This window comes from Wolbachia endosymbiont (group A) of Hedychridium roseum (assembly GCF_964028325.1).
Classification (GTDB): domain Bacteria; phylum Pseudomonadota; class Alphaproteobacteria; order Rickettsiales; family Anaplasmataceae; genus Wolbachia.
Map to the genome: position 1 here is coordinate 44,378 of NZ_OZ034755.1, position 20,596 is coordinate 64,973.

General features: G+C 35.6%; 23 protein-coding genes. 1 reads left to right on the forward strand and 22 read right to left on the reverse strand.

Annotation, left to right across the window (positions count from 1 at the left end; all coding sequences use genetic code 11):
* The first annotated feature begins 254 nt into the window (after positions 1–254).
* Positions 255–2,678, forward strand: a complete 2,424-nt coding sequence (locus tag ABWU23_RS00180; RefSeq protein ID WP_353270582.1) for an ankyrin repeat domain-containing protein — start codon at positions 255–257, stop codon at positions 2,676–2,678.
* A 405-nt stretch (positions 2,679–3,083) separates the two neighbouring features.
* Here the strand turns inward: ABWU23_RS00180 and ABWU23_RS00185 are convergent, their stop codons facing one another.
* The 22 genes from ABWU23_RS00185 to ABWU23_RS00290 all read right to left on the reverse strand — a co-directional run bounded on the left by ABWU23_RS00185 (position 3,084) and on the right by ABWU23_RS00290 (position 20,282).
* On the reverse strand, positions 3,084–4,592 hold the full coding sequence (locus ABWU23_RS00185; RefSeq protein WP_353270583.1) for a recombinase family protein: 1,509 nt from the start codon (positions 4,590–4,592) through the stop codon (positions 3,084–3,086).
* Positions 4,593–4,594: 2 nt separating this feature from the next.
* Positions 4,595–5,026 (reverse strand): DUF2924 domain-containing protein, encoded by a 432-nt coding sequence (locus ABWU23_RS00190; RefSeq protein ID WP_265037894.1) that lies wholly within the window; start codon positions 5,024–5,026, stop codon positions 4,595–4,597.
* Positions 5,027–5,049: 23 nt separating this feature from the next.
* Positions 5,050–5,616 (reverse strand): ankyrin repeat domain-containing protein, encoded by a 567-nt coding sequence (locus ABWU23_RS00195; protein ID WP_353270584.1) that lies wholly within the window; start codon positions 5,614–5,616, stop codon positions 5,050–5,052.
* A 236-nt stretch (positions 5,617–5,852) separates the two neighbouring features.
* The gene (locus tag ABWU23_RS00200) at positions 5,853–6,386 is read right to left on the reverse strand and encodes an ankyrin repeat domain-containing protein (protein WP_353270585.1); all 534 of its coding nucleotides are present in this window, start codon (positions 6,384–6,386) and stop codon (positions 5,853–5,855) included.
* A gap of 68 nt (positions 6,387–6,454) precedes the next feature.
* Positions 6,455–7,192, reverse strand: a complete 738-nt coding sequence (locus tag ABWU23_RS00205) for an ankyrin repeat domain-containing protein (protein WP_264328563.1) — start codon at positions 7,190–7,192, stop codon at positions 6,455–6,457.
* Positions 7,193–7,360: 168 nt separating this feature from the next.
* Positions 7,361–8,521 carry a phage tail protein gene (locus ABWU23_RS00210; RefSeq protein WP_353270586.1) on the reverse strand — a complete coding sequence of 387 codons (1,161 nt, stop codon included), beginning with the start codon at positions 8,519–8,521 and terminating at the stop codon, positions 7,361–7,363.
* Positions 8,506–9,306 (reverse strand): baseplate J/gp47 family protein, encoded by an 801-nt coding sequence (locus ABWU23_RS00215; RefSeq protein WP_353270587.1) that lies wholly within the window; start codon positions 9,304–9,306, stop codon positions 8,506–8,508. Before ABWU23_RS00215 ends, ABWU23_RS00210 begins: the two co-directional genes overlap by 16 nt.
* 2 nt (positions 9,307–9,308) lie before the next feature.
* Positions 9,309–9,644 (reverse strand): GPW/gp25 family protein, encoded by a 336-nt coding sequence (locus tag ABWU23_RS00220; protein WP_264328559.1) that lies wholly within the window; start codon positions 9,642–9,644, stop codon positions 9,309–9,311.
* Between the two features lie 2 nt (positions 9,645–9,646).
* Positions 9,647–9,901, reverse strand: coding sequence for a PAAR domain-containing protein (locus ABWU23_RS00225; protein ID WP_250295033.1), 255 nt, complete (start codon positions 9,899–9,901; stop codon positions 9,647–9,649).
* On the reverse strand, positions 9,898–10,362 hold the full coding sequence (locus ABWU23_RS00230) for a phage baseplate assembly protein V (RefSeq protein ID WP_264328558.1): 465 nt from the start codon (positions 10,360–10,362) through the stop codon (positions 9,898–9,900). Before ABWU23_RS00230 ends, ABWU23_RS00225 begins: the two co-directional genes overlap by 4 nt.
* Complete coding sequence (locus ABWU23_RS00235) at positions 10,349–10,831, reverse strand: hypothetical protein (RefSeq protein ID WP_353270588.1); 483 nt, start codon at positions 10,829–10,831, stop codon at positions 10,349–10,351. Before ABWU23_RS00235 ends, ABWU23_RS00230 begins: the two co-directional genes overlap by 14 nt.
* A gap of 9 nt (positions 10,832–10,840) precedes the next feature.
* On the reverse strand, positions 10,841–11,332 hold the full coding sequence (locus ABWU23_RS00240; protein WP_353270589.1) for a phage tail protein: 492 nt from the start codon (positions 11,330–11,332) through the stop codon (positions 10,841–10,843).
* Between the two features lies 1 nt (position 11,333).
* Positions 11,334–11,639, reverse strand: coding sequence for a hypothetical protein (locus ABWU23_RS00245; RefSeq protein WP_052265018.1), 306 nt, complete (start codon positions 11,637–11,639; stop codon positions 11,334–11,336).
* An 83-nt stretch (positions 11,640–11,722) separates the two neighbouring features.
* Positions 11,723–12,727 carry a major capsid protein gene (locus ABWU23_RS00250; protein ID WP_353270590.1) on the reverse strand — a complete coding sequence of 335 codons (1,005 nt, stop codon included), beginning with the start codon at positions 12,725–12,727 and terminating at the stop codon, positions 11,723–11,725.
* Positions 12,728–12,763: 36 nt separating this feature from the next.
* Entirely contained in the window at positions 12,764–13,138 is a 375-nt protein-coding gene (locus ABWU23_RS00255) for a head decoration protein (RefSeq protein ID WP_353270591.1), read from the reverse strand.
* A 77-nt stretch (positions 13,139–13,215) separates the two neighbouring features.
* Positions 13,216–14,250 (reverse strand): S49 family peptidase, encoded by a 1,035-nt coding sequence (locus tag ABWU23_RS00260; RefSeq protein ID WP_353270592.1) that lies wholly within the window; start codon positions 14,248–14,250, stop codon positions 13,216–13,218.
* Positions 14,250–15,668 (reverse strand): phage portal protein, encoded by a 1,419-nt coding sequence (locus ABWU23_RS00265; RefSeq protein ID WP_353270593.1) that lies wholly within the window; start codon positions 15,666–15,668, stop codon positions 14,250–14,252. Before ABWU23_RS00265 ends, ABWU23_RS00260 begins: the two co-directional genes overlap by 1 nt.
* Entirely contained in the window at positions 15,669–15,893 is a 225-nt protein-coding gene (locus tag ABWU23_RS00270; protein WP_353271023.1) for a gpW family head-tail joining protein, read from the reverse strand.
* Position 15,894: 1 nt separating this feature from the next.
* A complete protein-coding gene (locus ABWU23_RS00275) occupies positions 15,895–17,721 on the reverse strand; it encodes a phage terminase large subunit family protein (RefSeq protein WP_353270594.1) in 1,827 nt (608 codons plus the stop codon).
* Entirely contained in the window at positions 17,718–19,184 is a 1,467-nt protein-coding gene (locus tag ABWU23_RS00280) for an ankyrin repeat domain-containing protein (RefSeq protein ID WP_410530049.1), read from the reverse strand. The genes ABWU23_RS00275 and ABWU23_RS00280 overlap by 4 nt, the downstream gene beginning before the upstream one ends.
* Before the next feature lie 14 nt (positions 19,185–19,198).
* On the reverse strand, positions 19,199–19,678 hold the full coding sequence (locus ABWU23_RS00285; protein WP_353270596.1) for a hypothetical protein: 480 nt from the start codon (positions 19,676–19,678) through the stop codon (positions 19,199–19,201).
* 133 nt (positions 19,679–19,811) lie between these two features.
* Positions 19,812–20,282: a Holliday junction resolvase gene (locus ABWU23_RS00290; protein WP_077188250.1), complete on the reverse strand. Its 471-nt coding sequence runs from the start codon at positions 20,280–20,282 to the stop codon at positions 19,812–19,814.
* Between the last annotated feature and the right edge of the window lie 314 nt (positions 20,283–20,596).

The window sequence follows — 20,596 nt, forward strand, 5'->3', positions numbered from 1 at the left end:
CATATGAACTAATTTGCTTAGCTTTGTTACAACAACTTTGTGCTTTTATTTTCACAACCGTATTTTTACGCAACGCGTTCTCACAAATATATGTACTATTTTTATAACTTTGGAAAGAGTAAATAATTAAATTCTTCATGACACTAAGTAAAACAAGTTAACCGTTCTTAATTTTGAGGAGAAGATATAAAATTCTTGATTCTTAATATGAGTTGTGTAATAATGAAAGTATGTGTTTTCAAACTACCTAATTTATGAGCTCCAACCGGTGGGAAAAAATCTTTAATCAAGTAGATGCTCCAAGTAACTCCAGCAGGAAAAATTTAATTAGTATAATAAAGAAAGAGTTATGTAAACAAAATAACAGCGTATTCAAAGATTGGGCTAATAATGCATATAGACTAGATCACAAATTCAACATAACACTTACCAGATCAAATTATCAAATGAACCTCACGACTACGTTGCTACATATAGCTGCTTATCATGGTTACTTGGATATAGTTAAATATTTTATAGGTCAAAAACGCTTGAATAGTAAGTTGAAGGATGATTGTGGTAATACTCCTTTACATATGGCTACTTGGGGCGGCTGCTTAGATATAGTTAAATATTTTGTGGACGAAAAAAATGTTGCTCCTGATGTAAAGAATAATAATGGCGATACTCCTTTACATATGGCTACTCTCAGCGGCTGCTTAGATATAGTTAAATATCTTGTAGATGAAAAAAGTGTTGCTCCTGACGCAAAGAACAATAATGGTAGCACTCCATTATATAATGCTATATTATATGGTAGTTTACAAGTGTTTAAATATCTTGTAGATGAAAAAAATGTTGTTCTTGATGTAAAAAATCATGATGTAGATGATCTTTACAATATTGCTATGCAAAGAGGTTACAAAGAAATAGCTGAATATCTTGCAAGTTTAAATAAGGTTGCTCCTTGTGCAAAAAATAATGATGTCGATAACTCTCTATGCATTGCTGATAAAAATGTCTCCTCAGAAACAACTGAGCCCCGTGTAGGTGAAGACATTTTTCCTTGTGTAAAGAACAATTATGAAGATACTTCTGCAACCGAAAAAAATGTTTTGCAAGAAAACGAAAGAAAGGATTCAATACAGGAGTCCATTAATAATAATTATAAGGGGGGTAAGATGATTGCTACTGAAGTTACTCAATCTGAAAAGGAATTTCATAAGACAGAAGATGAGTTCCAAGAGATAGAGAGAGAGCTAGGTAATACAAAGCAAGAGCTGGAAAAGTCTAAAAGAGAAAATAAAAATCTGGAAGATGAAATCCAAGGGTTGAGAACACAAAATACAATACTGGAGGATCAAAACAAAGAGCTAGATAAAGTTAAAAGTCAAATTAAACAGCTAGAGAGTCAAATCGAAGATCTAAAAACACAACATGACAACAAAAATAAAGAGCTGGATGACACAAGTCAAAAGGTTGTACAGTTAGAACAGGAGCTGAATAGTGCAAAGCAAGAACTAAATAAGAAAACTGACATACTCAATAGTACAAAGGATCAGCTTGAAGAACTTCAAAGTGAAAAGAAAGAACTAGAAACAATACGGGAAGAGTTTAAAGACATAGAAGCTCAATTGCGTAAAGAAAATGAAAAAGTTTTACATTTAGAGCAGAAGTTGAGTGGTGTACAGCAAAGCTTGATTGGGAAAACTAATGAACTTGAGAGCACACAAGCTCTGCTTGTAAAAAAGGAAGAAGAGATTAGCAGGTCAAATGATCAAGTAAGTCAATTAGAGGAAAAGCTAAATAGTGAACAGCAACGATTCAGTGAAAAAATTAATAAACTTGAGAGTGCAGAAATTCGTCTTGCAGAGAAGAGTAAAGAGCTGAGTAGTGTAAAACAAAAAGTTTCAGATTTGGAACATAAACTAAATGATACGCAAAAAAGACTAACTGAAGAAACTAGTCGAGTGGCTCAACTTACTGGAGAAGAAAGTCAACTGAAAGATAAGCTAATCCGTATACAGCAAAGCTTGGACAATAAAGCTGAGAAACTTGGTAGCACGGAGACTGAGCTTGAAAAGCTACAGAAAGAATTATCGGTAAAAACTAAAGAACTTAAGAGTATAGAAGTTCAATTCGCAGAACAGAAGGAAGTAATTAACAAATTAAATAATCAGATAACTGGACTTGCTGAAACAAGAGATAACCTTGAAAACATCCCTAAAAATACTAAACAGGATCTTGAAAAGACAAAAGCTCAGCTTGAAGAAAAGAATAGAGAGCTGGATGATACAAAGAGAAATGTTTTACAATTAACAGATGAGTTAAGACAAGAACAATCGAGTCAACAAGGGAAAATAGATGATCTTACTAGAGAAAAAGATGAACTTTTATCAAAAAATAGTCTGCTTGTCAAAGAAAAAGATCTTGGTCTAAACAACGAAAACAAAGGATTCTCAACAGTAAGTGCTGAGAGTAGAAAGCAAGTAATCTATGCCTCCGTTTCTTTTGTATTATCTGGCACATTTGCTGTTGGTGCAAGTTTAACAATGTTTCATTTAGCAATGTGTATTTCACTCGCTGTAGCTGCATTAACTTTTCTTGCAGTAGGATGTTACTGTTCGTATAAGGCAAATACAGCGCTTAGTAATGTTGAAGTTAAAAATGGTATTGATTCTGCGGCTGTGGAAGTTTAAAATAGCACAAGTTGAGAAAGGATAGCAGTGGTGGGATAACTGTTTAGATATTAAGTTAATAATTTAGAGATTCTTCTAAAGAAATTATTTTTCTCTCTTGATCCTTATTCTTTTATAGGTATAGCCTTTTGTGTTTGATTGAATTGACTTTTTTGATACCTACAGAATTTCCTTTATCAGACCCAACACATGATTCAGCGGGAGAAGAGCGGTCAGGGACATTTAGCTCTTACGCAATAACTTTGGGAGTTCTGGAATCGTTTCATACATATGTTTAAGATTATCACTATTTTTATTACATAATTAAGTGTCAGTTCCTGTAACATTAGTTTACCTCCTATTCTTTGTTTTAAAGTATTGGTTTTCTGGCACATAGTCTTTTCCATTGCCTATTGCTTTTGTAAATTAAGATTCTAAGCCGTAAAACTTCTCTAATTGCTCACTCCACAGCATCGGTATTTCCCTCAAGTCAGCTAACTTCAAACTCCTTGGCTGCCTGCCATTTACTACGTCTTCTTTAATTTTTGGAGCTAAATAATTCAACCTCAAAATTTGCTGTATACGTCTTGTACCTATATTAATTTTAGCACTCAGCTCCTTTACACTTTCGTATTTTCCCTCTTCTAGTTGCCGTTTCCACAGATGGGCTCTTACCACTGCTTTCAGTAGTGCATTGTTTGTTTTCCCCTCTGGCTCTACTACTGTACATTTGTTTCCTTTCTTCTTCATTGGTATAAATTTTTCCTCTGATTCAGAACTCACCCCTATTCCATCTTCTCTCACCATTACTCCCTTTATTAATTTTTTCATTGCTTCTTTCTGTTCTCTGAAACTTAAATTTTTCCATTCTTCCGCTTTTTCTTGCCAATTTTTGTATAGGTGCTCTGCTCTCTTCATCACTTCTTTTTCTACTTCTCCCGCTACTACTGTTCGGTTCACTGATCCACAATCTTTTCCTCTTAAATGGTTATTGCATATATAGTATCGATACCTCTTATTCTCCTTTTTCGCATACGTCAGTGTCATATTCACATCACAGCTCTTGCACTTGATTATTCCCTTTAGTAGTGCCTCTTCATATTTTTTCCCTTGATACGGTTGATTCTTTATTAATTCTTGCGCTTTTTGCCATTTTTTTTCTTCTATTATCGCTTCATGCTTTCCTTCATATTGTTTCTCATAATGCCTTATTTTTCCCATATATATTGGATTTGTTATTACTCTCCTTACCGTTGCTTTTTTTAAGATTTCTCCTCCATCAGATTTTGCTTCAAATCTCTTTGTTCGGTATCCTTCTCTGTTTAACTCCCTTGCCAATTCTGCCATTGACTTCAGCTCCAAATATCTTTCAAATATATGCTTCACTGTCTTTGCTTCTTTCTCATTTATTATTAATTCTTTATCTTTTACATCATACCCAAGCGGTAAAGTTCCTCCCATCCATAATCCTTGTTCTTTTGATGTTGCTATTTTGTTTTTTACTCTCTCTACGATCATTTCTCTTTCTAGTTGTGCTGCCCCTGATAACACTGTTTGTACGAACTTTCCCATTGGCGTATTATTGTCAAATATCTGCGTTACTGCTACAAAATTTACTCTGTGCCTTCTAAAAAATGATGTCACTTCTATACTATCTTTTGTTTCCCTTGATAGCCTGTCTAATGTATATACTACTACACAATCTACTTCTCCTGCCTTTACATCTTCAAACAACTCCTTTATCGCTGGTCTTTCTAAATTTTTTCCTGAATATCCTCCATCATCGTATCTTTTTGCCAATACTACCCAGCCTTCTCGGCTTTTTATGTACTTTTCACATGCTACTCGTTGCGCGTCCAAGCTGTTGAACTTTTGCTCTAGACCGTCTTCATTTGATTTTCGCGTATATATTGCACATCTTACCTCTTTTAACATTCTCAACTTCCACTTTTATCACGCATTCCAAACAATAAAGGTCCGTTGTAACTCATTCCCATTATTTTCCCTGCTACTGCTGACAATGACGTATAAAACTCTTCTCTGTAGATTAAACCCTTATCTGTTACCATTACCGCATGCGTCTCTTCCCCTCTCTCTAATATTAGCTCTGTTCCTGCTACTGGCAGTTTATCACTACTTATTCTTTTTCCCTTCTCTAACCGATCTGCTAGATATTCTAGTCTTTTTGCCCCTTTTCTTGATATTTCTCCATACGCTTTCTCCTGTATTCTATATGCTAACCTCGGTATTAGATACTTCTTTGAATGTCTAGGTGCCTCTTCCTCAAATACCTTCTTCCATATTTTCCTCAGCTCTTCCAACGCTTTTTTCTCTAAATATTCTACCTCTTTTTCTACTTTTTTTTCCATATAATCACCTGAATTTTTAAACGCTATAGCACTTTCCCATCCACAAGCTCTTCTTTTACACCTGCTGCCGTACTTTCCGATACGGTTTTTATTTTTTCTATGAACTCCCTCTGTTTATTTGCCATTTTTACGTTCTCTAACACTTCTATTATCTCTTTATTTTTTCTCGTATAATACATTGCTGTTTTGCCAAATTTATCCTTTTGCTCTATATTCGCTCCGGCTTTTACTAGTTCTTCTACTATTTTTATCTCACTTACCATGCAGGCAAGGTGTAACGCAGCAAATTTGCTACTTCGTTCCACTGCGTTTACATCGGCTCCTGCCTTTATCAGCTCTTTTGTATTTTCTACACGTTGTCCCATGACTGCTAAGTGCAGTGGTCTATATTTCCCGGCATCTGCTGCATCTACATCTGCTCCCTTTTTGATTAATAACCTCACTTTTTTTGTATCTGGCATTCCTACTGCGTAATGTAATATCGTCCTTCCTTTTGTGTCTTTTTTATTAATATTTTCTATTGAGTTATCTAATACCTCTTTCCACGCCTTATTAAACTCTTCTCTTTCTTTTTTACTAAATTTTACCATAACTTTCCTCAGCTATTAATGTAATATAAAGTGCCTCCAATTTGGCTCACTTTAGTGCTTAGCAAATCTTGTTTGTTTACTAGCTACTTTTTCACTTAGGGCTGTTTTGGCATAAAAAGCAAGTTTTTTTTGCTAAATTTACACATTTTTTCGAATATTAATATAATATATTAAGATGTATGTCTATCTATTTAACCTGTTAAACAATACCTCCTTTTCTAAGTGACTTCATTTTTTCAGTCTCGTTTCTCCATTACCTCCTCTATTGCCTTGTTTGCTTCTCCATACATCACTTCTACATCTCTCATATTCACTCCCTTCTTTTCTAGATAACTTGTCACTTTCGTGTAAATTTTTGCATAGTTTAGTGGGCTACATCCAAATTTATCTACTGTATCAAGATCTCCTCCTGCATTTATCAGCTCTTCTATTGTTCCTATTCTTCTTGCTAAACAGGCTAAGTGTAGTGGTACTGCTTTATTGTTTGATTTTGCATTTACTGTAGCTCCTCCTTCTATCAGCACTTTCACATTTTTTCTTCTTCCTAAAAACGCTGCTAGGTGCAACGGTGTCTCGCCTCTATTGTTTCTATCGTTTGTACCTGCACCTTTTTCTATTAATAACTTTATTACTTCTGGCTCTGACACCTGTGCTGCTCGGTGCAATATTGTGCAACCTGCTGCGTCTTTTTCATTTATTTGTTGAAACCTGTTTTCTGATAATGCTTTCAATAACCTATCAAAAACATTCCTTGCTTCTTTCCTTGACATAAAATACCTCACTTTCCCTTTGAAATTTTCGCAACCAAACTCTTTGCTCATCTTTTTGAGCTCCCTCCTCACCACATCTTGCTTAAGTCTGCCTCCACCACCTCATCTATCATTTCGTTCACTTGGCTCATTATTTTGCTTGCTAAATTTTTACATTCTTCCTTTATTAGTGACTTATCTTTCTTCCTTATTTCTCCTATCTCTATTATTTTTAACTCAGGCAAATAACTCCTATTCAACATGTCTGCTATTTCTCCCACTAGCCTCTCTATTCCATAGCACGTCAGTTCTCTACTTTTTGTTATTCCGCCTTGCTTTCCCAGAAATTTCCTCGCCTTTTCATTCTCTCCATTATCCCATAGGCCATACCTTTCACTTTCCCAGATATAGTACATTGGTGTTGCACCATATTTATCCAGTTGATTAACTGCAGCTCCTGCTTTTACTAGCTCTTTTATTATTGCAATTCCTGCCCCTAGCCTACATGCAGAGTGCAGTGGCGTACATCCGTTGATATATTGAGTAGCATTTACTTCTCCTCCTCCCCTGATCAGCACTTTTACATTTTCTAAACTTCTCGCAAATACTGCGCAGTGCAGTGGTGCATAACCCTTTTTATCTCTTGCATTCACATTTGCTCCCTTATTTATTAATAACCTTACTGTTTTGTAATCAGAGATTTCCACTGCTTGGTGTAATATCGTCTCTCCTTCTTCATTTCTTTTATTAATGTTTTCAAACCCGTTACTTGATACTTCTTTAAAAAACTTACTAAAAGATTCTCTCTTTTCTTCGTTGAACCCCATTGCATACCTCACAAAATTAGCTTTTCTAGCGCCAGACAAATTTCTTATATTTACCTGCCGCTATTCAAGTCATGTCCGTTTTAGCATAAGAAAGCAAGTCTTTTTCTTTTTATTTCATATATTTTAACCTATTATTAATATAATATATGAGGATATAAATATAAGTACTTAACTTATTATAGATATTACTTGACTATTTTTCCAACTTCTGTGCAAATGTCGATGTTCGTGCCACTTCAGTACTCCTGGGTAAAACACTAAAATGTAATTTTCTAATTCGTGTATTGAGTCTTTTTGCTCTGAATCTAATTCACTTTCAAAATGAATATTGTGCTCTGCTAAAACATATTTTGTGACCTTCTGATCTGTATAATTTTCTACTTTGTAGTTGTGAGTAATGCTAAACCTTTCTAAAATTGGCTTGTGTTTTAAACTCCAATGTTGCCCTGAAAGTTTATCGTTTCCCAATACAAATTTATTTCCTTCTTCTTCTATTCTACCAACCGGAAAACAGCTATTTATTTCTCCTAATTTCCAGCTATCTGACAGTACAATCTGCGCTTTTGCAAATTTAATCGATGGTAATAAACTCTGTGGTAATGGATATAGTGCTTTTAAGTTGTACCACAAATGATCTCTTTCATAGATGCCTTTATAATCCCTTGTGTGAGGCTCGGTTTCTCCAAGGATTGCTACATCTAGGCGATATATATCATTGCTTAAAGCTCGTTCATAATGATCGCGTAGATAGTTTTCTATAATCCTAATAACTGGACCACTAGACCTGAAAAAATTTACTCTTCCAAACGATAACACTGGTCCATCTTTTTCTATTTTTACCCCTGAATAATCAGAAAGAAGATCTCCAAATAAACTCTCATCCAATATAAATCTCTGCACATTATAATAATCGTTAAAAATCCTCATTAATCTGGATCTTACAGGCAGTGATAGTTTTGCCAGCTCTACTACTGCATCTACGAAGAAGTCATTTGGTACCTCTTTTATCCCTACTTGCAACTCAAAAAAGTGTTTACCGGGTGGCTCTTCAATAATTGTAATATCTTCTATATTTGCCCACTTTAGTGCTATTTTGAGTGATGCTGGGGTTCCACGTAGTCTTTGAAATTTTACTCCTTCTACTACGGCTTTTCTTCTATCTTTTACCCAACGCAGTATCTCTTCTAAACCATATTCTTCTATTATCCACGGCAATGTTTCTTCTTTAAGACTAAACTTAAATCCTCTGATACAGTTTGGATCTACTTTATAATCTATCGCATCTACCAATGCTTTTTCTTGTTTTGTTGCGTTTAGTGGCAATAGCATTTTAAATTTCGCAAATTTGCACACTCATTCCCCAGTACCACAACATCCTCTTTTGGCTCTATTAATTCCACATTTTCTACACCATCTACAAATAGATTCGCTATTATCCACGATCTTGTTACACTCCACCCTAATCTTTTTGCTAATTCAAACTTCTCAATAAACTGCTTCTTGATTTCCTCCTTCGATATTACAGGACTTATGCTCATTCTGCTGTGGATATCTATTTCCATAATATTGCAGCCAATTACTGTTACTGTATCTGTTAAAACCCTTATATCATCTCTAGTAACCTGCTTTTTTACAATTTCTAGTAGCTCTTCTAACGCTATGCCAGTTGTGGATAATTGTGTTGATAAGATTGAAATTTGTACTTTCCCTGGTATAGTTGATTCTACTAATGCATCTTTTACTCTACTATCTGCTGACAGTGCATGATACCTATAATACTCCTTGCTCCCACATGTGCTCCAGCCTTTTATTTTTGCTTTTACCTTCTTTCTAAATCTTTCATCCTCTTCTTCTTTCTGCCTCTCCACTCCGTAAAACTCAGCCAAATTATCAAGATCTTCTCCTACTGCAAATTTCAGTAAATTACTCTCTACTGCTTCATTTATTCTTTCTCTGAGCAAAAGTTCTCTCCATGCTGCTACCTCCATAATCTTTACCGCTGGATCACTTTCAACTAATGCTGAAAAGGTTTCATCTCTACGGACCAATTCTTCCTTCATTCTCGAAAAGATTTCTTCATAACTCAGCTTTTCAATAATATTAGGTGTCTGCATTTCTAAACAACTATTCCTCTAATATCTATGAATTTGCCTTCTGGAAGATAAATACCTTGAAGTACAAGAATCACTTTTCCTTCTTTTACTTCTGTAATTTTTACTTTTTCTAACTTAAATCTCTTCTCAAATTTCCCCAGTGCTTCTGCTGTTGCTGCATAGATCTCCAAAGTAAAATCTCTACTAATTGGTTTATCCACTAATTCAAATAATCTTGACCCATAATCTCTCCTCATTATTCTACTGTTAATAGGAGTGGTCAGTATATCAATTATCGATTGCTTTAAGTGCTCTATTCCTTCTAATGTTTTTCCTGTTTTACCATCCATACCCTTCATTTCTATTTTGCAAAGACGCTTTCACTGCCTTTTATTACTTTAAACCCACATGAAACTATATCTCCTACTCTTCCTACACTAAGACCATTTGCAAACACTGTTTTTGATACTTGAATCATTACTTTTCCTTCACTAAAACTGTCTCCTTGTCTACATATTGACTTACCGTTTACAAAAACATTATTACTTCCGCTAATGCAGAAATGTGGTATAGCTTCTCCACAATAGTCTCCTAACCTTACTATTCCTTTGTTCAATTTAAGTCAATCCTTTCTGCTTTCAGTTTTATTCCACTTTTTGTCATTTCTATACTTGATTTCCCAGCCTTCAGTGTTATTTTGTCCACTACTTCAATCTCTAAATGATGCTTCCCTTTATCATATAACAATCTTGTTCCATCTTGAAATTTTATACTATTTATTTCTTTTTTATTCTCTGGTGCAGGGTATTTTTCCTGATATATTCCTCCTAATACCACTCCTAATGATAATTCACCAAAAGGAGAAAATATCATAACCTGTTCACCGATATCTGGTGGAGACCAATCTCTATCTTTTCCTGCTTTGCTCGTTACCCATGGCAGATAATCTGTTAAAAATTCTCCTATTTTCACTCTTACTTTTGCTTTTTCATAATCTATTTCTTTAATAATTCCGATACGAATAATATTCGCTACTTTTCTCTGTAACTCTGCAATGGCAAAATTATTTTCCAACATGCATTTCTCCCACTGCTATTTTATGTGGCTTAATTTTCCCCTCTAACCAGACTGATTCTTCAAAATGCAGATAGTGAACCCATTCAACCAACCACACTAAATATGCATCGAGCTCTGGCCTAAAATCATCTCCTCCTCCTGATATAAATTCTCCTGGTGAAACATTTTTCACGTTCCAAGTATTTTTATTTACTACTCTTGCTACTTCTGCTGCTAATGACCTTACAACTAACGAGGAATACTCGACTGTTCCATCAACTACAATTCTCGCTTCAAATCTTGCTTTCAGCGCTAATTCCTCTGTTCCAGGATCTTTTCCCGATTCTAAACTCACAAGCTCTACAAATAACGCTGGCGCTAATAATTCTTTCCTTATTGCTGGATAAATTTCACATGTCTGTATAGACGGTATTTCTTCCTTCAGTGTGCTGCAAATTGCTTGATGTAAATCTTTCCAGAACTTTGTCATGCATATAATTTAACTCATGTAATGTATAAAATATTTTTCAAATACCTTTTCAACTTCATAATTAACAAGATTCCCTATTATCCTTGAAGCCTCAGGTTTCAGTGGCAACTTAACTTCCTTTATTGGCAATGCTGCCCTTCCTTTACGTTTAAACATACCGCTATTTCCTTTTGGCATAACTGCTGCAAATCCTCCTATAAACTCATGCTTTCCTACTTTCGATCCTCTTCTTGTTTTTTGTATCTTGCCAATTGTCGATGCTCTAATGTCATAGAGATTTGCTCTAATTAACACTTCTAATCTGCTAGTTTTCGCCTTAAAAATTCTTAATCTCTTTCTTATCAAACTTAATTTTATCTTCTTTTCCTCACTAATTTCTTTTGCTGTCTTCAATTTTAGCCATAGTGCTGTTCTGTTTAACGCTCTCACTATTGCTAATTCTATTTTTTTTCTTTTAGCATTTACACTTTCTATTACCTCAACTTCTATATGAACAGACATTTTACACCCCATACGCTTCGATTCGCCAGACCATTCCAGATTTATCTCTAAGTGGTGGTGTGTGTATTTTGTATTTGCAATCACCTATAACAAAAATATCTCCTACAATTGGCCTCAGTATATCAAAAATGCTTACCTCAAGAAAAAGCATCTCTCCCACAAATTGTCCTTCACCAATCTCGTATAATTTATCTGGCTGTTGCTTTAATACCTGTACCATATATGACTTATCCTTTGATTTATATAAAGCCACTTCTCCTAAATGGGCAAAACAATCTTTAAATAATCTCTTAATATTCTCTTGCACGTTTCTCCGCTATATACTAACATTTATATGCTAAGAAGAGGTAAAGCATTCTTCTGCCTCACACCGCTTTATATTTGCTCTACCTATGTTGCAACGATCTTGACTAGTATTGCTGGACGGTGGCACATTGGCAGAGGGTTTGACTGCGTATGCAAATCAGTCCCTCTATCAAATCTTCTTGGCTCTTGTTTTGCATAGAGTGGCTGTCCTAGTGTATTTACTGTTTCATTAAAATCTGCTGGTGCAAAATATGTTGTAAATGTGCTCGCTGTTCCTACTGGAAAACAGTGTCCTGTATCTCTTTCTATAAATCTTCTTACGGTTCCTTCAGGATCAGTTGCTTGCCCTCTATATTCCTCAAACGTTATTCCACAGAACGTAAATCCTGATCTCATATCGTTCCTTAATGCTGCTCCTTCTTGCCATCTCTCGTATGCTTCTTTTACTTTAGTATGAGAAGTAAGTGCATCAAAAAACTCAGGGCTTACTAAAGCATGAATTCCGGTCATATATTCACCACTTAGGTTATCTTCTACGTGCCGCAATACTTCCAGACACTTACGTTTTACATCAGTTGTTGCTGTTCCTAGCGCAAAATTTACTACTTTTGGTGTTATTTCAAATTCGTTGTACAGATTTAATAATTCACTGCCATCTGCGTCTAGAATAATCCCTTTCAGCGCTCCCATTCGCAAATGCTCTAACGTTATTGCATGCTTGTTTCTCATTAGCTGTAAATGGTCAGTTATTACGTCTGCCAGCGCTTTCAGTTCACTTTCTGATCCAAATGCCCTTATTCCCTGTACTTCCTCTGGCAGTACTACATCATCATGCGGAATATGTGGAATTGTAAATGTTCTTACCTTTCTTTTTCCTCTTTTTCCTACTGTTGCTGGTGCTCCAGGTACTTGTGTTGGCAATAGGCTTAAAACTCCATTATGTTCTTCTATGGTGATATGTCTAAATCTTACTGACCTATTTGGAAACAAGTTTAAATTTTCAACACGTCCATAATTTATCGGCAATATATTCATCGCATTTGTTAGTGCCGTCATGCTAAATGCCGTATTTGTAAATGGATTTTGCATTTTTTCTTTTCCCCCTTTTGTATTTTTAATAGTTTTTTAAGCTCCCTTGCGGATAATGATCCCTCGTGCTTCAAGTTGCTTTATTGCTGCAGCTTTCTGTTCTTCAGTGATATTTGCTGGCCACACAACTGCATGATCTGCTAGCATTGCACTGCGAGTAATAATTACTCCTTTCATATCAGAATCTTTGCTATGTATATCGGTTGTAATTACTCCTACTGCTGTTTGCGTACCGTCTGTTCCAGTGGGGTTCAGCACTCTAATAAAACCATCATCTGTCTTCTTGGCAACTACTGTACCAAGTTTAATATTTTGACCTTTCGCTACAGTTATTTGGTCTCTTGAATATAGACTTGATACCTCATACTTTAATAAGTCACCTAGATTATTTTGTTCAGTTATACATGTCATATTTTCTTTTCTCCTTTTTTTCCCTTTAGTTTACTGCCATGTTTGTAGTTGTTGTACCCGGCGGTTATAAAAATACTTTAAATACTTGATTGTGCTCTAGCTTTAGCTACTTGTATCATCAAATCTTCTGATGAATTTTGTGGTAAAGTGCTGAAAATTTTATCTTTTATTGTTCGCTCTGCTAGTAGTTCCATTAACACTTCCCTGGCTTGCTCAACACTTACGCTTTGCTCTATAAATTCTCCTATCTTTTCTGGCATCTTTGATATATTACATAATCTTATTATCTCTAAAATTTCTCTACGACAGTTCTCGTAGCCTTCCTCAGTTAACTCATTAGTTGTCATACTAACACTCCTATGATTATTGATAAATTCAAAAAATGTTGTAACTCCATCTGCAACACCTATTTCTACTGCTTTCTTGCCAAAATATAGACCTGCTTCTGTTGATCGAATCTTTTCAATTGAAAGACCTCTGTTCCTCGCTATTAGCTGCAAAAACATTTCATATAGTCGGCCTACTTCTTTTTGTAAGCTTTCTAAACTTTCAGACGTCATTGGCTCATGCGGGTTTAAATCATTCTTTCGACTACCAGCAAAGATTGTGGTATACTTAATACCTTGCCTTTCATCAAACCTACTTTGATCTATGTGACTTGCTATTACTCCAATACTTCCTACTCCTGAAGTTCTACTCACAAATACCTTTTCAGCGCTAGAGGCTATAGCGTACGCAGCAGAATATGCATCATCATTTGCTATTGCAATAATTCTCTTTTTTGCTCTTGATTCATAAATAAAATCAGCTAGGTCAAAGACACCGTTTACTTCCCCTCCGGGACTGTCTATGTCAAGTAGAATCGTCTCTATGCTTTTATCTTCTAAAGCACTCTCTATCTCTTCATGAATATTTTCATACGAAGTCATGTCTAAAATATGATCAAAAGCTTCTGTTTTTTTAGTCAAAACTCCATAAATACGTATTATTGCTATTCCTTTTGGGTTTATATGAAAATGCTTTAAATTCTTAAAGATAGGTTGTTTGCTGTTATATAATGATAGTAGTTCAAAGCTTCTTCTCTCTACCATTATTGGCTTATTTATCCACATCACCTTCCTTCCCTTTTATGATTAACATCAGAATCGAAACAAAGTCCAAAAGAATTAGCTCGCTTTTGATCTTCTGCTATTTCTTGGTCTATTTCTTCTACATCGTAACCCATTTCTGATACTACTTCTGAGCGGCTCTTGAAGCCATTTCTTACCGCCATTTGCTGTGCTTGCTGATCTTTTAGCGGATCCACCCAATCAAATCCCTGTGGTATCCATTTTACTTCTTCTTTCGCTGCTTTTACTACTTTTTCATCTATACTCAGTTCTCCAGAAAGTACTGCTAACTCTAGCCATCTATTCCAAATAGGTCTACAAAACTGGAACACTATCACGTTATGCTGCAACATTGAACACCTTCTGCGAAACTCTATCAGCCCTGCTCGAATGGATGAATAATTAACACCGGTTAAATCTCCTGTTAGCTGCTCATATGTTATTCCTATGCCTATTGCTATTGCCCTGAGTTGCTGTCTCATGAATGCTTCATAGCTTCCCCCAACATCAGATGGTTCCGAAAATTTGATGTCTTCTCCTGGGTCTAAAAGCTGCATTGTTCCAGGTTCTAGGCCAGATAGTGCTACTCCTTGCTCACTTGCTTCACCTTCTCCCATGATATTTGCTTCAGGATCGAGCCTTGTAATAAACCCTGCAAACATCGCTGCAGTTTTCTTTCTCACCAGCTCTGCATCATCATATTGATCAAGCTCATAAAGCTTTAGCAGTATACTCGAAAGCCAAGGCTCACCTCTGATTTGCCCAGGTCTTAGTGGTCTATAAATATGTAAAACATCATTTGCTGGTACTCTTACTGATTCTCCAAATGAGCCTTCGCCTGGATGTTCTCTAAATAAGTAATATGCTTCTCTTTGCCCAAGCTTGTTAAACTCAATCCCGTTTCTTATTACATTACCATTTGCTAAAGTTTGATTTGTTTTATTGTCTAAATGTTCAGACTCAAGTACTTGCAGTTGTAGTGGTACAGAAAATCTATCTTCCAGCTTTCTCGTTCTTAAACGTACAAAACATTCTCCTCCCTCTATCATACTTCTGCATACTAGAGCTTGTAATCCATAAAAATCACTTATTCCACAGCTATCTGCTTCATCTGTCCATTTTAGCCATAATTCTTGCACCTTCTTTCGAAATTCTCCATCTCTTGCTTTTGATTGCGGCTTTATTCCTGTTCCAATAGAGTTACTTACTATTGTATCAATAATATTTGCTGCATATGGATTTTTTCTCACCATATCACGAGAGCGGCTACGCAAGTGCTCAAGGCTTTGAGACAGCAAATTGTTTATACTTCCTAACTCTGGTTGAAAGTGAAAAAATCTTCTTCCTGAGCCTGCTGCATCCCACGCTGAGCTTTTTATCTTTGGTTTGTTAAATAATTGCTTGAAGGTTTTTAGCAGCATTTATAAAATTCCTTTACTCGTTGAAAAAACAATTTTCCTCTTTGGCCTCATGCCTGCAACTTTTAACTCAGCCTTAATTCGTTGTCTTAAATTCAATAAATCATTTATTTGAACTTCTCCGTACCGCACAACATGGTCACCATATGCAATTGAGACAACTCTTTCTCCGCTTTGCAGTTTTTTTATCGCTTCTTCGACTTGACTTAAATATTCCTGATTGTACATTTTACTTCTCATTCAACCATTTACTTTGTCTCACTTTTTTAGGCTTTTTACTTTCCATTTTTCCACTCAAACTATTCCACTTACTCTCTGGCCATCTGTCTATTCCCAGTGCTATCGATGCTGCTCTTGCATAAATCCTACAGTCTAATACTTCATTTCTTTCTCTTACCTTTTGCCACTCTTGTTTGGTGTATCCTTTTACTACCTTACTGACTAATTGCTCTGCCGTTAACTGCTTAAAATATTCGGGTGCATACTCAGGAAAATGACAATATCCTGCTGGCACTTTCTCTTCTTCTTTTAAAATATTAAGTAGCTGAAAAAGCTCTGACTTTAATATCGATACTCCTACTGGCCAGAGCTTTATTCCTCTTTTTAGCTTTTGACCACCAACTGTTATATCTACTCTACTTGGGCTGCTCAGTGGCACTAGGGCTTTATTTACACCTTTGACTGCCATTACTTTCCCAGACCCCTGATGACTCCTTACCCAATTGTATACTTCTTGTGTTGCATATCCAGCATCAACCGCCATCATACTTATTATATATTCAAGCCCATTTTCACCGATAAAATGATGATTAAGTAATTCTGAAAGCTTTCCCCATACTTCCCCACCTCCTGTATCTCCTTCAAATACTCGGTAGTCTATTGACCAATTTTCGCGGCTTTTTCCCCATGCTACAACTTCCACCTCTAGACGATCTTTTTGGACATCTACTCCTGCTGTGAGAACTACTTCGCCTTTTGGTACTGTGCCAATCTGAAAAAATTCTCTCCTGTTAAATAATTGCTTCCAGTCTGGTACTTCTCCTTTATCTACCCAAGTTTCTCCTAAAGTGGTATTTATCCAAACTTTCAGTAATTGTTCACTTTCCTTTGCATGGAGAAAGTCCTCTACTGCTTGTTGCCAACTATACCAGCCAACTGGACTATAAAGACTTGAAAGATGAAATCCTTTTTTCTCCCCTTCTTTTGCCTCTGTAGCTCTCCATTCTCCACGTTCTAGCATCTCTGTCTTTTGATGATTTTCTATTTTGCCGCTACATTCAGTGCAGACATAATGTGCTGTTCTTGAGTCGTTATTTTCCCATTTTATTTGTGACCATTTTAGAACTTGATAGTAATTACAATACGGACAGGGAACAAAAAAATATCTCTTATCTGTTGCTTCAAATTCTTTCTCAATTCTGCTTATTCCATGAATCGTTGGTGTCGATACTAAAAAAATCTTTCGCCTTGCAAATGTATTAGTTCGAGCAATACTGAGCAGTACTGGATCTCCTTCTCCTCCTGAATCTCCTGGGTAGGCATCTATTTCATCAAGAAAGAGATATTTTACTGGCATAGATCTCAGTCCTACACTACTATTCGCTCCAGTTATTACTACTATTCCACCTGGAAACTCCTTACTTTGTACAGTATTCCCTGAATCTCTTGACCTTGGGTCTTTTACTTTACTTTTTAAACATGGTGTACTCTCTATTAACGGTGCAAATCTTCCCTTCGACCAACGTTTTCCCATTTCAACTGTTGGCTGTACTACCAGCATTGGACCTGGTGTTTGATCGATGATATAGCCAATCCAATTGTTGCCAGCTTCTGTTCCCCCAATCTGCGCTCCTTTCATGAATACTACTTTTTCTGCTGGTGAGGACGGAGAAAGTGAATCCATGATCTCTTTTAAATAAGGAGTTCTCTCTGTTCTCCATTTTCCTGGCTCTGATGCTGCAGTTGGTGCTAAAACTCGATACTCATTTGCCCACTCTGACACTTTAAGCTGGGGATCTGGTCTTAAACCTTCAGAAAAAGCTCTAGCGTATATCATTGTCTGCATCTACTAGTAATTGGTTCTAACTCAACGTCATTAACAGTAGAACTACACTCCTCCAGTTCCATAAACATCTTTTTCTGAAATTCGTTTTCTATATATCTTTTGCTCACCTCACTTATCATTATTGCTATAATAAGTGCAAATATCCCTGTTATTGTTGCAAAAATGATTGCATTGCTTATTGTTGTTGCTGTTAACCCTATACATACCGCTATTGCTACTGCACTTACTGAGGTAAAAACACAGATCACATTGTTGTATTTTCTTACTTTTGCATCTCTATGTTCTATACACCTATAATAAACTGGTACAGACTTGCCTATCTCGTCTGGTAATTTGATGCTCTTTTCTTTAAATAAAGTTTTTAGCAATTCTAAATTATTTGACTTGATTGCTAAGTGCAAAACAGGTGTATAGTTTGCTCCTTTTTTCAGCAATAACTTTACTACATGTAAATGCCTTTTTTCTGCAGCAAGATAAATTGGTGATAGACCTTTATTATTTACAATATCAATATTGATTTCTTCTTTTAAAATTGCATCTACAATCTCAATTTCTCCTCTTTGTGCAGCTAAATGGAGTAGACTATTCTTTTCAGAACCGTATTTATTACTCATCAAAGCCTTCTTTATCTCAGGTTTAGCGTAATCAAATGGTGTCTTGCCGCTATCGTCTTTTACCAGAGGGTCTATATCTTCTCGCGTTAGTAAAACTTCTATTGTTTTCAGTCTTTCAGCATAATGTAGTGGTGTTTTATTTTCGTAGTCCTGCAAATTTACTTGAGCATTAGGCTCCTTTATTAAGCATTTGAGGATATCAAGACATAAGTCTCTTTCATCATAATTAGTATTACTTACAGCTATATGAACAGGTGATAATTTCATCGAGTTTTGTCCTACACGTGCGCTATTTACATCTGCTCCTAGCTCCAGTAATAACTTTACTATCTCCAATTTTTTGTTGTTAACTGCATAGTGCATCGGTGTCTGATTTCGTGCATCAAAAACCTCGATTTCAGCTTTTCCTTCTCTTATCAAAATCTTTACAACTTCTGCATGTCCTATGCCTGCTGCTAGATGTAATGGCGTATGGTGCAAAGCATTTCGTACATTAACGTCAATACCTTTTCCTATCAAATATCTAACTGCATTAACTTCACCTATCATTGCAGCCAAATGAAGTAAGCTATCTTGTTCTGACCCGTATTTGTTATTAATTAGCGCTTGTAATATTTCTGCTTTTTTCCCTTCTTTGGCGTAATCAAGAGATGTTTTACCATCATTATCTTCTATAAAAGGATTAATGTTCTTTTTCGTGAGTAACAGATCTACCATACTTAATTCATCAAACTCTATAGCGCAATGTAGTGGGGTTTTTCCATTTAATCCTCTGACATTAACATCTAATCCAGGTTGATTAATGAGGCATTTTATTAACTCTAAACTTAGCCATTTTATATTCAAAATCTTTTTTATATTTGAAATTTAGTATTAGATAATTCTTGTAATGAGTTTGTAATCTCTTCAGTTAGCGCCATATGAATCTTTTCAGTGTCACTCAGTGATGCAAGCAATGCTGAAACTCTATTTGGAATATTAAGTAAATTATTACGGACAACTCTTGCTACATTAAATGCATCGCGCTTTACTTCTTCTACTGCTACAAGTTCTCCTATCTCAGCCCTAGCTTTTGCCTCAAGAAGTTTACCTCGTTCCATTTCATTTTTTATTCGCGTTTTAAGCAACATCGTGGAAAGTTTTTCTCCGCTTTCTGAATAGTTTTTTCTTCTCAGTGGTTGACTTGGATCTCTGATTGTTTCTATAGCCCTGTTTGCTTGTTCTCGGTCAATGAGTCCATCCTCCAACTCAACTATTCCTTTTTTTACTAAATAACAGACATATTGCCTCGAAAACCCTTTTTCCCTTGCCCATTCTGCTTGCGTAATTCTCACCTTTTTTTCTCCTTTTTTAGCACTGCTCAGCTATAATTTCGTAAGTAGTTAACATTTGAAATATATCTAACGCTAAAGAAGGCCCGAGGTCGGGACCACCAAACCCGCCAGCCTGGACAAAAGGACCCACTTTTTATGATATTTTCAACGTATTGAAATCTTTACTAAAATTCATAACATAGAACATTAATGCTAAAGAATCTGCTTCATTATCATCTGTTGGACAAAAACCCTTTTCCTGCACTGCTTCAATTACATCAGCTTTACTTGCATTGCCCTTGCCAGTTATAAAACGTTTAATAGTCTTAACCGAAACACCTTGATAGGGAATATTACTTTCTTCACACCAAGCAGAAAGGTGTGCTAAAAACCCTCCATAGATATGTGCAGCATCAGTTCCCAAGTGTCTTCTCACTTCTTCAAAGTATACAACTTCAATGCCTGGAAATTTATACTTAAGTGAATTAAGCCAATTACGAAAATTTAAAAACTGCATTCCACCACCACTAAACCTGCTAACATGAAAACTCTTACTTCCACTTTGCACTATTCCATCATTTAAAATAGTCCAGCCGGTTTGTTTGCCAAGATCTAGGGTGAGCATTTCCTTTCAATTGCCGAGTACATATATATACAAGATTTGAAAAAATTAAGTCCAAAAAATCTTTAATTTTCGAAATTTAACAACTAACATAAAAACTCTTTTACAGCCAGTTTGTTTACCAAGCCTTTCAATTGTTGTGTACATATATATACAAGATTTGAAAAATTTTCGTCCAAAAAATCTTCAAATTTTTAGGAATTTTTTTTTATAATTCTTGAATTTGAAGACCTTTCAAACGGGTTTCTCTACTTTTAGAGGTTTTTATTATTCTACTCTTATATTTTATATGTTTTTATATATGTGTATATTTTTAT

Coding starts and splice junctions, on each gene's coding strand:
- ABWU23_RS00215 (WP_353270587.1), bottom strand. CDS start 9,306: ATGCAGACACCTAATATTATTGAAAAGCTGAGTTATGAAGAAATCTTT.
- ABWU23_RS00275 (WP_353270594.1), bottom strand. CDS start 17,721: ATGATATACGCTAGAGCTTTTTCTGAAGGTTTAAGACCAGATCCCCAG.
- ABWU23_RS00220 (WP_264328559.1), bottom strand. CDS start 9,644: ATGAAGGGTATGGATGGTAAAACAGGAAAAACATTAGAAGGAATAGAG.
- ABWU23_RS00265 (WP_353270593.1), bottom strand. CDS start 15,668: ATGCTGCTAAAAACCTTCAAGCAATTATTTAACAAACCAAAGATAAAA.
- ABWU23_RS00195 (WP_353270584.1), bottom strand. CDS start 5,616: ATGGTAAAATTTAGTAAAAAAGAAAGAGAAGAGTTTAATAAGGCGTGG.
- ABWU23_RS00230 (WP_264328558.1), bottom strand. CDS start 10,362: ATGTTGGAAAATAATTTTGCCATTGCAGAGTTACAGAGAAAAGTAGCG.
- ABWU23_RS00185 (WP_353270583.1), bottom strand. CDS start 4,592: ATGTTAAAAGAGGTAAGATGTGCAATATATACGCGAAAATCAAATGAA.
- ABWU23_RS00200 (WP_353270585.1), bottom strand. CDS start 6,386: ATGTCAAGGAAAGAAGCAAGGAATGTTTTTGATAGGTTATTGAAAGCA.
- ABWU23_RS00190 (WP_265037894.1), bottom strand. CDS start 5,026: ATGGAAAAAAAAGTAGAAAAAGAGGTAGAATATTTAGAGAAAAAAGCG.
- ABWU23_RS00270 (WP_353271023.1), bottom strand. CDS start 15,893: ATGTACAATCAGGAATATTTAAGTCAAGTCGAAGAAGCGATAAAAAAA.
- ABWU23_RS00180 (WP_353270582.1), top strand. CDS start 255: ATGAGCTCCAACCGGTGGGAAAAAATCTTTAATCAAGTAGATGCTCCA.
- ABWU23_RS00260 (WP_353270592.1), bottom strand. CDS start 14,250: ATGTGGATAAATAAGCCAATAATGGTAGAGAGAAGAAGCTTTGAACTA.
- ABWU23_RS00250 (WP_353270590.1), bottom strand. CDS start 12,727: ATGCAAAATCCATTTACAAATACGGCATTTAGCATGACGGCACTAACA.
- ABWU23_RS00240 (WP_353270589.1), bottom strand. CDS start 11,332: ATGTCTGTTCATATAGAAGTTGAGGTAATAGAAAGTGTAAATGCTAAA.
- ABWU23_RS00290 (WP_077188250.1), bottom strand. CDS start 20,282: ATGCTCACCCTAGATCTTGGCAAACAAACCGGCTGGACTATTTTAAAT.
- ABWU23_RS00235 (WP_353270588.1), bottom strand. CDS start 10,831: ATGACAAAGTTCTGGAAAGATTTACATCAAGCAATTTGCAGCACACTG.
- ABWU23_RS00210 (WP_353270586.1), bottom strand. CDS start 8,521: ATGCTATTGCCACTAAACGCAACAAAACAAGAAAAAGCATTGGTAGAT.
- ABWU23_RS00255 (WP_353270591.1), bottom strand. CDS start 13,138: ATGACATGTATAACTGAACAAAATAATCTAGGTGACTTATTAAAGTAT.
- ABWU23_RS00205 (WP_264328563.1), bottom strand. CDS start 7,192: ATGGGGTTCAACGAAGAAAAGAGAGAATCTTTTAGTAAGTTTTTTAAA.